The following is a 14,003-nucleotide window of genomic DNA, read 5'->3' as shown; positions in this document are numbered from 1 at the left end:
AAAAAAAACATATGGAAATTTTAGAATTAATCAGAGAACCTTGGCCTTGGTACATTGCAGGCCCATTAGTTGGACTCACAGTTCCGGCTTTGTTAATCATTGGAAACAAAGCATTTGGTATTAGTGCATCATTGCGTCATACTTGCGCCATGTGCTTACCGGCAAACATTAAGTTTTTTAAATACGATTGGAAAAAAGAAATCTGGAATATGTTTTTCGTTTTCGGTATTTTATTGGGTGGTGTAATTGCGTATAGCTTTTTGTCAAATCCTAATCCGATTATCATTGATGGAAATCTACAAACTGAATTGGCAGGCTACGGCATAACTGAAATTTATGGAATGTTGCCAGAACAATTATTCTCTTGGGAAAGTTTGTTTACACTCAAAGGATTTTTTATGATGGTCGTTGGTGGCTTTTTCATTGGTTTTGGATCTCGTTATGCGGGAGGTTGTACTAGTGGTCATGCGATTTCCGGTTTGTCTAATTTACAATTGCCGTCACTGATTGCAACATGTTGCTTCTTCATAGGTGGATTGATTATGGCAAACATTATTTTACCATTTATTCTTTCACTTTAAATTACGAATTATGAACATTAAAGATCAAAATACAGATTTCGAAACGCGTTCCTTAGATACGGTTTGTATCAACGAGAGTCAATTGGAACACAAATGGTACCACAATTTAAAATACTTAGTCATTGGTGTTTTATTCGGTATTGTTTTCATCAAAGCAGAAATTATCAGTTGGTATCGCATTCAGGAGATGTTTCGTTTCCAATCTTTCCACATGTACGGAGTAATTGGAAGCGCCGTTGTGGTGGGAATAATTTCCGTTTTCCTGATAAAAAAATTCAATATTAAAACCATTTATGGAGAAAAAATTGAGTTCCACGACAAAACCTTTAACAAAGGTCAGATTTATGGTGGACTCATCTTTGGATTGGGCTGGGCAGTAACCGGAGCTTGTCCTGGACCGTTGTTTGCACAAATTGGAACGGGTGCAACCGTGATGATTGTAACCCTATTTTTTGCAATAGTAGGAACTTGGGTTTATGGCTATTTTAGAGATAAACTGCCTCATTAATACATTTATGATTCCAGAAAAACAAAATATCGTACAATTTAAATCGCTTGTAAAAAGACTGATTTATCTCTTTATGACTATTATTTTCTTAGTCATGGGGTTGTTCTTGCTAGTGTTTTTCAATTCATCCATCACTTCTTGGTTTCAAAATAGTGATTCAAACCTCGATTCTCTTTATATCGATGCTAAGAAAAAAGTGATGGTGCAAAATGAAACGGCAAAATTCTGGAAGCCAGCTGATCTCAATTTGATTACAGATGCCACTTTAAAACAAGAAGTAGAATATGGCAAAGATTTAATTGCGCATACGGCAAAATATTTGGGTCCAAATGGCAGTGTGAAACAAATCACCAACGGGATGAATTGCAACAATTGCCATCTGGATGCCGGCACAAAACCTTGGGGAAACAATTATGGTTCCGTTTATTCGATGTATCCAAAAATGAGAGCGCGTAGTGGCCAAGTAGAAAATCTATACAAAAGAGTCAACGATTGTATGGAAAGAAGCTTAAACGGTCAGCCTCTCAAAGAAGATGAAAGGGAAATGAAAGCCATGATTGCATATATTGAATACATTGGCAGCAATGTTCCAAAAGGCAAAGAAGCAAATGCGGCTGGAATCTATGATTTGGAATATTTAGATCGCGCTGCTGATCCTCTTAAAGGCAAAGCATTATATAATGCCAAATGTGCCAGTTGCCATCAAATAAATGGTGAAGGGATTCTGGCAGCGGATAAAAAAGAATACACCTACCCGCCACTTTGGGGCAAAAACTCCTATAATAGCGGTGCGGGATTGTTTAGAATTAGTCGGTTCGCAGGGTACATAAAATACAATATGCCGCTGGGTGCAACGTACGAAAACCCTCAATTATCAGATGAAGAATCCTGGGATATTGCGGCATATGTGGAAAGTCTGGACAGACCATCGAAAGATTTAAGTCAGGATTGGCCCAATATTTCCAAAAAACCAGTAGATCATCCATTTGGACCTTATTCCGATAAATACACCGAAACACAACATAAATATGGGCCATTTAAACCCATAAAAATGGAAAAAAAGAAAATGGAAGAAGCTGAGGGAAAATTGAAATCTAAGACATAAAACAAATGAAAAATTTAAAACTAACAACACTCATTCTTCTTGGATTATTTACAGTTAGTACCTTTGCCCAAAAAAGGCCGAAAAATCATAAAATAGTTTTTCAGTTTACAAATGCTATCGATACTTTACAACAAAAAGCATTTGCTAACCAACTGAAAAATTTAACGGACCATTGGCCTAAAGCAAAATATGAAGTAGTGGTTTACAACATGGGATTAGAATTTGTTATGGCTACAAAATCAAAGCATATAGCAGCAATTAAAGCACTTTATGCTAAAGGAGTCCGTTTTGTAGTTTGCGAAAACACCATGAAAAACCGAAAGATAACCAAAGAGCAATTGATTCCAGAAGTAGAATATGTGCCCGCCGGAATTGCCGAAATTGTTGAAAAACAAGAACAAGGTTGGAGTTATATCATAGGAGGATTTTAATTAATTCCCATTAGATATCTGCAAATTCAATGTCGCTTAGCAGTTGTCAGGGATATCAGCGTATTTAAAGTTTATGTTTTGTTTTAAATCGTTATACTAATTTACATGACAACTGCTACGCGACATTTTTTCATTTCCAATCAATTATAAATCGTTCGATATATTTTTAATTTACAATATCGTTTTGAAAATATATAGAGTATTCGTGGCAAAAACACGAAATCGATTTCTTAAATATTAAAATGAAAACCATCTTCCACATAAGGATGAATTCAATTGGTCATTAAATCAGTACTAATTAGCATAAGATGTTGTTAATTTGAATTTTAAGTGTCTGGTTCTTTTAAACCGAAAAATATAATAACAAGTCTTAATTTAATACAAGTATACTAATGCTGGAAATTTCGTGTAAAATATAGTTTTAAATAATAATCATTTTAAATAAATAAAATGGAATCAAATAACAATCGAAGAAATTTTCTAAAATCAGTAGGAACACTAAGTCTGGGAGCGGCGATTATTTCGCCCCTTTCTGCTATTGCAAATGCAAATGAAACCGAGGGAATAAAACTGGATGCAGCAATCGACCAAAGCAAACCTCAAACAATTTCCATTCTTCAAACTACCGATGTCCATTGCCAAATTCATCCGCACGACGAATTGTTTTGGGAAAATGGAAAAGCTATTTTTAGAAAAACGGGGGGTTATGCTTATATGGCAACGATGCTAAAAAAATTAAAAAAGAATAACCCAAATACCTACATCATCGATACTGGTGATATGTTTCAGGGCAGCGAATTAAGTGTAGAAACAACAGGTGAAGCTTTTGTACCTATTTTAAATGCGTTAGATTACGATTTGTACTTACCCGGAAACTGGGAAGTAATTTACGGCAAAAAAAGAATGCAAACCCTTTTGGGTTCTCTGGATGCACCAAAAATTTGTACCAATATGTACCATGATTTAGGCGACGGAAAACGAGGCGAACTTATTTTTCAACCCTATACTATTTGGAATATAGCTGGAGCAAAAATTGGTTTTTTAGGCTACACAGATCCTTTGGTACCCTTGAGACAGAGCCCAAATTACAGCAAAGGAATCATCTATACCAATCCCGAAGAAAATCTGGCTCATTACGTGGATGTCCTTAAAAATCAGGAACAATGCAGCTATGTAATTATGATTGCACACCTTGGTTTATCGCAACAAATAGCATTAGCAAACCACCCTGAATGTGAGGGTGTCAATTATATTTTAGGAGGTGATACACACGAAAGAGTCCGCAAACCTATAATTTGTAAATATTCAAAAGTAGTAGAACCAGGAGCATTTGGTTCATTTATTGGAAAATTAGATTTGACCGTTGTAAACGGAAAAGTAATTGATGATAGCTATGAACTACTCGAAGTTGATTCACCAAAAATAAAACCAGATGCTGCAATTGAAAAATTATTAATAGAAAAAGAGTCTGTTTATCAAGAACAAATCAATCAGGTTATTGGATACAGCACAATTCCTTTGTACCGCTATTTTGTGGTGGAAAATCCTATTGACACAATGATTCTCAATGCCTTGAACTGGAAATTTCCGGAAATTGATATTAATCTTTCTAATGGATTTCGTTTTTGTCCGCCCAAAACAACTCCGGATCGAACCGGAAATATCCCCATCACAAACGGATTTATTTTTGATATGTTGCCCGTGGACAGCACGGTAAGAACAGCAAAAGTAACCGGAAAACAATTGAAAAACTGGTTAGAAAAAGAATTAAACAATGTTTTTGCCGAAGACGCATCTAAACGTTTTGGTGGTTGGGTAGTGAAGTTCAAGGGAATGGAAGTGCAATTTAATGCTTTTGCCGAAATGGGGAAAAGAGTGCAAAGTATTACTGTAAAAAACACGCCAATAGATCCTGAAAAAATGTATTCAATAATGGCCTGTGAACGTGACGGAGACCCTGTGGACATGCTCTGCAGAATGAAAGGTGTTATGGATGCCAAAAACACAAATGCAACCTTGCATTCGGTAATGAAAGAATATTTAAAACAAAACTCTCCCGTTACGCCTACACCGCAAAAAAATGCGATAATTCTTGATGCTCCAGAAACCCTATTAACTCAGGTTACTGGTGTTGATTATACCTTCAGATAGTATTCTGACCATTTAGTTTTTATATAATTTGCCCAACTGTGATAAATGTTACATTTATTTATCACAGTTGGGTTTATTTTTGTCAAAAATTAAAAACTTACAAATGAAATCTTTTTTCTCTATATTAATTTCATCTTTTTTACTTTTAGTAAGCATCCAATCCTCGGCACAACATCAAGAAATTTCCGACAAACCAACTGTTTGGAAAGAAAAAAGTGATGAAAAAATTGATTCCACATCGATTCTAAATGCTTTCAAAAACGGAAACTTCAGTGGTCATTTTCGCTATTTTTTCATGGCGACTAACAATGAAAGTGGCTTATCTGATTATTATGCCAATGCCCTTGGTGGCGGTGTGAAGTTTGAAACGGCTAAATTTCATAATTTTCAATTTGGTGTCAGCGGTTATTACATTTATGATATCGGTTCCTCTGATTTTTCTAAAAAGGACCCCGTAACCAATTTATCCAACAGATACGAAGTAGCGCTGTTTGATTTTCAAAATGCATCCAGTAAAGGTAATTTAAGCCGGTTAGAAGAATTATATTTAAAATACAACTACAAAAATTCTAATGGAACCCTAGGAAAACAGTTATTGAACACTTCTTTCATAAACCTACAGGATGGCAGAATGCGGCCTACAGAAGTGGATGGAATTTGGATCGATTATAATGAAATAAAAAAAACTAAAATTAATGTGGGTTACCTATACGGAATTTCACCCCGAAGCACCATGAAATATTTTAGAGTTGGTGAATCCATAGGGATTTATCCAACTGGTGTGAATCCTGATGGAACAAAATCCGGTTATGCAGGAAATTTAGACAGTGATGGAATTTACATTGTTGGGATACAAAATGAATCGATAAAAAATTTAAAAACACTTTTATGGAATCAGTACGCAGAAAATATATTCAATTCGGCATTGTTCCAAATGGATTATAAATACGATTTAAATCCAAACTCAAAATTACTTTTAGGTTTTCAGACGATATACCAAAACGCTTTGAATTCTGGTGGTAATGAGGATCCAAGCAAAACCTATTTTGAAAAAAATGGCAATTCTCAAACTTTTGGAGGAAGATTAGGCTGGCAAAATAAAAAAATAGAAATTACTTTAAATTACAACCGAATAACGGCTAAAGGAAGGTATTTAATGCCGCGAGAATGGGGACGAGACCCGTTTTATACTTTCATGGCCAGAGAACGAAATGAAGGTTTTGGAGATGTACAAGCGGTAATGACTAAAATACAATACACGAATCCTAAAAAGACTTTCAAATCTCATCTGGCGGTAGGTTATTTTGATTTACCGGATGTAAAAAACGTAGCAATGAATAAATACGGATTACCTTCTTATGTGCAGACTAATGCTGATGTTCGTTACCAATTTCAAGGAATTCTAAAAGGGTTTGATGCGCAATTATTGTATGTACACAAGTTCAATGTGGGAGAAACTTACGGGAATAAAAATTATATTTTCAATAAAACAAATATGAGTAATATCAATTTCATACTCAATTTCAATTTCTAGTCTGTAGACTATTTTAGATTTAATCGCTCCGTCAATGCCCTTCTATAAGTAATGCCCACCGGGATTTTCTCGTTATTGATGATGACCATATTCCGCTCCCAATCCTTAATTTTTGCAATGGCTACAATATAGGATTTATGAACTCGCATGAAAAGTTCCGGAGAAAGACTATTTTCCAGTTCATTTGTCGTCATCGAAGCAAGATAAACTTTTTTTAACGTAAAAATTTTGACATAATTACCGCAGCTTTGGGCAAAAAGAATGTCATTTACATTCAAATCGAGCATAAATCCATCAATTTTTACTGCAATAATCGGATTTATTATTTCGGCCTTTTCATCAGCATAAGCGGAAAAGAAGCGCTCCATAGATATCAAAAAACGCGGAAAATAAATGGGCTTCAATAGATAATCAAAAACACCGAATTCATAACTTTCCAATGCAAATTCTGAATATGCTGTGGTCAAAATTGTTTTGGGTGGATCTGTCAAGGTTCGTAAAAGTTCCAGTCCGCTAATCTCAGGCATATCAATATCCAAAAACATCAGATTAACTGGATTCGACCGAAGATAATTTAAAGCTTCAATACTATTGTAACACTGCTGTACCAGCTCCAACTGCGGGTTTTGGCTGATATAGTTCACCAACACATAATGCGCAGCAGGTTCATCATCAACAATAATACATTTTCTTACGGTCATGTTTGGCGGAGTTCAATTACTAAATTAACGTTATACTCTTGGTCGTTATGAGTAATTTCAAGTTGGTGTTTTTTCGGATATACAATTTCCAATCTTTCTCTCGTATTTTTCAGACCAATTTTGGTAGAAACCACTTCTTTTTTATGCTGAGGAACTGAATTAGATACCTTCATGTACAATTTCCCTTTGATCACCTTTACAGCAATGTTTACAAAACACTTTTCGATGGTAGCGGTCCCATGCTTAAAAGCATTTTCAATAAAAGTTATTAGTACCATCGGTGCAATTTCATACCGTCCTTCCTGATCGCATTCGTAATCAAAATCAATACGGCAGCGGTAACCTACTCTTTCTTTTTCCAATTGTATGTAACTGGAAATAAAGGCAATTTCATTTTCTAATGTAACGAATTCTTTGTTACCCTGCTCCACCTGATACCGCATTAGTTGCGAAACTTCCATAATCATTTCCGAAGTGCGTTCCGGATATCGAAGGCTAATTCCGTAAAGTGTATTCATCGTATTGAACAAAAAATGGGGATTAAACTGGTTCTTCAGTGCATTAAGCTGCACCTGATTGGACAACAATACTTTGTTAGCTTCCTTTTTTTGTGCTCTATAATGTTCTAAAATCTGCATGGTTCCCAAAATACAAACCAGCGTTCCAGACAAGGTGGCAAACTGAAACTGATACGTTTTTTGATGGGATGATTTGTATAAAAAGCAATTTTTGTAAATAAAATCGGTTGAAACTTGATATAAAAAGACCGTAAATAATGCTATTAACCCAACGGTAAGAATTATATATAAAACCGGTTGGTGTTTTTTTAATAAAACAGGAAGCAGAAAAACACGATTGAGCTGAGCGTGGAAATACAGCACGAAAAAATAAAGTAAACCGTTACTAAAACCTTTCCAACTTTGTATAAAAACCCAGTCGTTGAGTGTAAAAAGGATAAAAGAAAAAACTAAAATAGCTGTTTCCTGTTCCCATTTATTTTCTAAAATCGGTTTAAATCTCCATTTCATTACTCTTTAATTAAAGTATCAAAGGAACGACATATAATTTGAATAGGCACCGATTGAGTGACCAATTCAATTCGTCATTTATAAAAAGTGTTCGTCATTTATAACCGCACAAAAAGAAGTACTCCGGCTAGTTTTGCAATTCAAATTTATTCCTAATTTAATAATGAAAACAAAAAAACTAACCCTTTTTCTATTTCTGATTTTCTTTTCTCAGGGTTTTTCTCAGACGCTTCCGCTAAAGGAAGCTTTGGAAACCGGAATTTCCAATTTCGGAACAATAAAAGCAAAAAGCAATTATGCCGATGCTTCCAAAGAAACTATTAAACAGGTTCGCAGAGACTATCTGCCCAATGTTACGCTCTCGGGACAGCAGGATTACGGAACCGTTAACGGACAAAACGGACCACTTTATGGTTTTGGCGGACTCGGAGTGGCTTCCTCGGGACTTCCGTTGCAAAAGCAAAATTGGAATGCAGCGTTTGGTGCCTTGTATCTGGTCAATGTCAATTGGGATTTTTTCACTTTTGGAAGAATGCAAGAAAAAATCAATCTGTCCAAAGCGGAATCCCATCGTTTTCAAACAGATCTTGATCAGGAAAAATTCCAGCATAAAATTAAAATTGCCGCCGCTTACCTCAACTTATTGGCGAGTCAGCGATTGTTGATTTCCCAAAGAAAAAATCTGGAACGCGCCCTGGTCTTTCAGAATATTGCAGCAGTCAGAGTAAAAAACGGACTCTTGGCCGGCGTAGATTCTACACTGGCTTCCGCCGAAGTTTCCCGATCCAAAATCACACTGAATCAGGTGAAAGACCAGGTTAAAGAACAAAACAACAAACTCATCGCACTGATGGGCGTTTCCATTCAGGATTTTGTGCTCGACACTACTTTTGTCACAACAATACCAAAAGTAATACTAGCACAGGAAATCACAAATGAAAGTTTGAATCCGATATTGGAATATCATAAAAGCAGGGTAGCTTTCAGCGAACAACAGCTTCGTCTTTTTAAAAAGGAATACTATCCCACCTTCAGTTTATTTGGGATATATCAGGCCCGGGCTTCCGGTTTTAACTCCGATTATGCCGCAAATCAGAATTCTTTTTCCCAAAATTATATAGACGGCATTGATCCCTCAAGACAAAATTATCTGTTCGGAGTTGGTGTTACTTGGAACCTGACCACTATTGCTCGGGTGAGCAAAAAAGTCAGTGCCCAAAAATTGATTTCCGAAGGTTTACAAGAAGAATACAAAGTAATCGACCACCAATTAAAAATTCAGTCGGATGCGGCTGATGCCAAAATGCAATATGCTTTGGAAAATTATGTTGAAGCTCCAAAACAGGTTCAGGCAGCACAACAGGCCTATTTACAGAAAACTACTTTGTATAAAAACGGAATGACCAATCTCCTCGATGTTACACAGACTTTATACACATTGAACCGCGCAGAAACTGACCGTGATATTATTTATACCAATGTCTGGCAATCACTTTTGATGAAAGCGGCAGCCACCGGAGATTTTGACTTATTTATGAATGAATTTTAATTATTTAAAACAATGAATTTAATACGTTTTGCCCTTCGCAAACCCATTTCAATAATGGTGCTAGTTGCCGGATTATTCTTTTTCGGAATTGGTGCCGTCCGTGATATCAAAGTGGATATTCTGCCCGAAATGAATCTTCCCGTTATCTATTTGGCCCACTCCTTTGCGGGTTACACGCCCAATCAGATGGAATCCTATTTTGCCAAAAATTATGTCAATGTAATGATTTTAGCCAATGGTGTAAAAGATATCGAGACCAAAAATATTCAGGGACTCACACTAATGAAAGTGACGTATTATGAAGGTACTAATATGGCTCAGGCCGCTTCTGAAATCAGTGCGCTGTCCAACAGAATACAGTCCAGATTTCCTCCCGGTTCCCAGCCTCCGTTTATTATTCGGTTTGATGCATCTTCCTTGCCCATCGGTCAATTGGTTTTGAGCAGTAAAACTCGTTCTAATAATGAACTTCAGGATTTGGCAAACGTTTATGTACGGGCTTCTTTCACGGCTATTCCGGGATTATTGTCACCACCACCTTTTGGCGGAAGCCCGAGAACTATTGAAATTAATGTGGATCCCGATTTGCTTCGTTCTCATCAATTAACAGCAGACCAAATTGTGGAAGCTATACGTACCAACAATCAGACGGCTCCTTCGGGAAACCTGAGAATTGGAGATATCAACTACATTATCCCTACAAACAATACCATTAAAGAAGTCAAGGATTTTGAAAAAATACCGTTGTTCAAAGGCGGTGTCCAGAATTTATATCTTGGCGATGTGGCTCAGGTAAAAGATGGCGCCGATATTACTGCAGGATACGCTTTGGTCAATGGAAAGCGTTCCGTTTATATCAGTATTGCCAAAGCCGGTGATGCATCGACTTGGGATGTTGTTCAAAAATTAAAATCACAACTCCCAAAAATCCAGAGTACATTACCTGATGATGTCACACTATCGTATGAATTTGACCAGTCGGTTCATGTGATTAATTCCTTGAAAAGTTTAATTATCGAAGGGATTATCGGTGCCGTTCTTACAGGGCTGATGGTTTTATTGTTCCTTGGAGATCGAAGAGCAGCATTGATTGTCATACTCACCATTCCCATTGCGATTATTTCGGGTGTGTTATTCTTAAAACTATTCGGGCAAACAATCAATCTGATGTCCTTAAGCGGCCTGGCTCTTGCGATTGGAATCCTCGTCGATGAAAGTACGGTAACCATCGAGAATATCCATCAACATTTGGATATGGGCAAACCCAAAGCCTTGGCTATTTGGGATGCCTGTAAAGAAATAGCTTTGCCCAAGTTGTTAATCCTGCTGTGTATTTTGGCCGTCTTTGCACCTGCATTTACGATGACCGGAATTCCCGGTGCGTTGTTTCTGCCATTGGCATTAGCGATTGGATTTTCGATGATTGTGTCTTTTTTACTTTCGCAAACCTTTGTTCCGGTGATGGCCAACTGGCTGATGAAAGCGCATCCAAAAAAAGAGCATCCGTCGAATATTACAGATGATGAAGCGGAGTTTAATGCGTCAGGACTGACGATAGAATCCGAAAAAGACACTTTTGACCAGAAAAAAATCCTTGTTCAAAGAGCCGATTTTAACAATGATGGCAAAATCAACTTTTTTGAACGATTCAGAAACCGATACATGCGATTCATAAATCGGCTTTTTAACTATAAAAAACCGGTTACACTGGTATATCTTTTCCTATCGGCCTGTTTAGTGTTACTACTGTTGAATACTATCGGGCAGGATGTTTTTCCTAAAGTCAATTCAAGTCAATTCCAATTGAGACTGCGGGCGCCGGATGGAACCCGTTTGGAAAGTACCGAAGATAAAGCAATAATGGTGCTCAACGAACTAGAAAAAATGATTGGCAAAGAACACGTCGCCATATCCTCCGTTTATGTGGGTCAGCATCCCGCCATATTTTCCGTTTCACCCATTTATTTGTTTACTGCCGGACCTCACGAGGCGGTTTTCCAAATTGGTTTGAAAGACTATCATGTGGATATGGATGTTTTCAAAGATGAATTCCGTCAGCGCATTAAAAAAGTATTACCCGATGTCAAAATTTCTTTCGAACCTATCGAACTTACGGACAAAGTGCTGAGCCAGGGTTCCCCTACTCCAATTGAAATCAGGATAGCCGGAAAAAATAAAAAGCGAAATGAAGCCTATGCCAAGAAACTCATCGCAAAACTGAATAAAATTGACTATTTGAGAGATATTCAGATTGCCCAACCCATAAAATATCCAGCGCTGGACATTACTATTGACAGAACTCGTGCCGCTCAATTAGGAATTGACATGAACGACATTTCGCGTTCCCTGATTGCTTCCACTTCTTCGTCCCAATATACCGAAAAGAATATCTGGGTAGATGAAAAAGCTGGGTTCTCCTATAACGTTCAGGTTCAGGTACCTTTAAACAAGATGAAAAGTGAAAATGATCTGAAAGAAATTCCGTTGCTTAAAAATGAATCCCGTCCGGTTTTAAGTGATGTAGCCACGATTACCCCCTCTTTTACATATGGGGAAAACGACAATATTGGCGCCATGCCTTATATTTCAGTGACCGCAAATATGGATCATGTTGATTTGGGAACCGCTTCCAAAGCTGTTCAGCAAAGCATTGAATCACTTGGGGAACTTCCCAGAGGATTGTTCATAGAGCAAATTGGTTTAAGCACCGTTTTAAAGGAAACTATGAGCAGTCTGCAGACTGGTTTATTGATTGCCATAATGGTTATTTTCCTGATGCTTGCTGCAAATTTCCAGTCTTTCAAAATTTCATTGGTCATCTTAACCACGGTTCCCGCCGTTGTTTTAGGCTCCCTATTGCTACTGGTGAGCACGGGTTCGACTTTGAATTTGCAATCCTATATGGGAATTATAATGTCGGTGGGTGTTTCTATTGCCAATGCCGTTCTGATCATAACCAATGCAGAACAGCTGCGAAAACACAATGGCAATGCGTTACAATCGGCACGTGAGGCCGCTTCGCTGAGGCTGCGTCCCATTATTATGACCAGTATTGCCATGATTGCCGGAATGCTCCCGATGGCCATCGGACATGGAGAAGGCGGCGATCAGATTTCCCCATTGGGAAGAGCCGTAATTGGCGGATTGGTATTTTCAACCTTTACAGTACTTCTTATTTTACCGCTCATTTTCGCCTGGGCAATGGGTAAAACTCCGGTACACTCTTTATCCTTAGATCCGGAAGACAAGGATAGTCAACATTATATCTCATCTTTACACCCTCAAAATGAAAAATAAATTATTTAAAATATCGTTCCTGTTTTTAGTCCTGGCCATTGTTTTAACTGGCTGCAATACTTCTGAAAAGAAAGAAATTGCATCCATAGAATCTGCTCCGGTTATCGAAACCTTTACCATCAGTAAAGAAAAATTAGCTACTGAACTCCGCATTCCGGCAGAACTGACCGGTTTCCAACAAGTGGATATTTATGCCAAAGTGAGCAGTTTTGTCAAAGAACTCAAAGTTGATATTGGTTCGCAGGTAAAAAAAGGGCAGTTATTACTAATTTTAGAAGCGCCTGAAATCAGTTCGCAATTGGCGGCAGCCCAATCCAGAAAACTTTCGCAAAAAGCCATTTATACGGCAAGCAAAAGCACTTTCGACAGGCTTTTTGAAACCAGCAAAATAGAGGGGACTATTTCCAAAAATGATTTGGAACAGGCTGCTGCCAGAAAAAACTCCGATTATGCCCAATATCAGGCAGCACAAGCGGCTTATAAAGAAATTGCGATTATGAAAAGCTATCTGTTAATCCGCGCTCCTTTTGACGGAGTCATCTCGGCTAGAAATGTAAATCCGGGCACCTTTGTTGGATCTTCCGGAAAAGGATCGGAATCCCCTTTGTTTACGCTTCAGCAACAAAGTAAATTGCGTTTGTCGGTCTATGTACCTGAAATTTATACCGGCTATTTGACTATTGGTGATGAACTGATTTTTAAAGTAAAATCAATCAATAACGAGACTTTCCATGCTAAAATCGCACGTATGTCCGGCGCTTTAGACAGCAAACTTCGATCCGAACGTGTAGAATTAGATGTTATAAATACCTTTAAAAAACTGTTGCCGGGAATGGTTGCCGAAGTCCTTTTGCCTTTAAAATCAAAAGACAATAATTATGTAGTACCCAAATCAGCTGTGGTGACTTCCAGTGATGGCATCTATGTTTTTATAGTAGAACATAATAAAATGAAAAGAACAGCCGTTCAAAAAGGTAGGGAATTAGAAAACCGCGTTGAAATTTTTGGCGATATTCCTGAGAATTCTATACTGATAAAAATAGCTTCAGAAGAAATGAAAGATGGTATGGCGGTGAAGTAATCCAAAATAAATTTGTAATAATTGAAAAATCGTATCC

11 protein-coding genes are annotated in these 14,003 nt (G+C 37.4%); 9 read left to right on the top strand and 2 right to left on the bottom strand.

Annotation, left to right across the window (positions count from 1 at the left end; translation table 11 throughout):
* Positions 1-11: 11 nt before the first annotated feature.
* The 6 genes from DR871_RS12755 to DR871_RS12730 all read left to right on the top strand — a co-directional run bounded on the left by DR871_RS12755 (position 12) and on the right by DR871_RS12730 (position 6,310).
* The gene (locus DR871_RS12755; RefSeq protein ID WP_394335942.1) at positions 12-581 is read left to right on the top strand and encodes a YeeE/YedE family protein; all 570 of its coding nucleotides are present in this window, start codon (positions 12-14) and stop codon (positions 579-581) included.
* Between the two features lie 10 nt (positions 582-591).
* Positions 592-1,089: a DUF6691 family protein gene (locus tag DR871_RS12750; protein WP_113666545.1), complete on the top strand. Its 498-nt coding sequence runs from the start codon at positions 592-594 to the stop codon at positions 1,087-1,089.
* A gap of 73 nt (positions 1,090-1,162) precedes the next feature.
* Entirely contained in the window at positions 1,163-2,194 is a 1,032-nt protein-coding gene (locus DR871_RS12745) for a c-type cytochrome (protein ID WP_113666694.1), read from the top strand.
* Between the two features lie 5 nt (positions 2,195-2,199).
* A complete protein-coding gene (locus DR871_RS12740) occupies positions 2,200-2,625 on the top strand; it encodes a DsrE family protein (RefSeq protein WP_113666546.1) in 426 nt (141 codons plus the stop codon).
* A gap of 450 nt (positions 2,626-3,075) precedes the next feature.
* Positions 3,076-4,776: a bifunctional metallophosphatase/5'-nucleotidase gene (locus DR871_RS12735; protein WP_113666547.1), complete on the top strand. Its 1,701-nt coding sequence runs from the start codon at positions 3,076-3,078 to the stop codon at positions 4,774-4,776.
* Between the two features lie 103 nt (positions 4,777-4,879).
* On the top strand, positions 4,880-6,310 hold the full coding sequence (locus DR871_RS12730; RefSeq protein WP_113666548.1) for an OprD family outer membrane porin: 1,431 nt from the start codon (positions 4,880-4,882) through the stop codon (positions 6,308-6,310).
* 8 nt (positions 6,311-6,318) lie between these two features.
* Here the strand turns inward: DR871_RS12730 and DR871_RS12725 are convergent, their stop codons facing one another.
* Both DR871_RS12725 and DR871_RS12720 read right to left on the bottom strand, forming a co-directional pair.
* Entirely contained in the window at positions 6,319-7,011 is a 693-nt protein-coding gene (locus DR871_RS12725) for a LytR/AlgR family response regulator transcription factor (protein ID WP_113666549.1), read from the bottom strand.
* Positions 7,008-8,039, bottom strand: coding sequence for a sensor histidine kinase (locus DR871_RS12720; protein ID WP_113666550.1), 1,032 nt, complete (start codon positions 8,037-8,039; stop codon positions 7,008-7,010). Before DR871_RS12720 ends, DR871_RS12725 begins: the two co-directional genes overlap by 4 nt.
* Positions 8,040-8,202: 163 nt before the next feature.
* Here DR871_RS12720 and DR871_RS12715 point away from each other — a divergent pair, with 163 nt between their 5' ends.
* The 3 genes from DR871_RS12715 to DR871_RS12705 are packed head-to-tail and all read left to right on the top strand — an operon-like array spanning position 8,203 to position 13,966.
* On the top strand, positions 8,203-9,588 hold the full coding sequence (locus DR871_RS12715) for a TolC family protein (RefSeq protein WP_113666551.1): 1,386 nt from the start codon (positions 8,203-8,205) through the stop codon (positions 9,586-9,588).
* A 12-nt stretch (positions 9,589-9,600) separates the two neighbouring features.
* Entirely contained in the window at positions 9,601-12,885 is a 3,285-nt protein-coding gene (locus tag DR871_RS12710) for an efflux RND transporter permease subunit (RefSeq protein WP_113666552.1), read from the top strand.
* On the top strand, positions 12,875-13,966 hold the full coding sequence (locus DR871_RS12705) for an efflux RND transporter periplasmic adaptor subunit (RefSeq protein ID WP_113666553.1): 1,092 nt from the start codon (positions 12,875-12,877) through the stop codon (positions 13,964-13,966). The genes DR871_RS12710 and DR871_RS12705 overlap by 11 nt, the downstream gene beginning before the upstream one ends.
* The last annotated feature ends 37 nt before the right edge of the window (positions 13,967-14,003 follow it).

Origin of the sequence: Flavobacterium petrolei (genome assembly GCF_003314435.2) — a bacterium.
Classification (GTDB): Bacteria; Bacteroidota; Bacteroidia; order Flavobacteriales; family Flavobacteriaceae; genus Flavobacterium; species Flavobacterium petrolei.
This window is presented reverse-complemented; position numbering and strand designations above follow the sequence as displayed.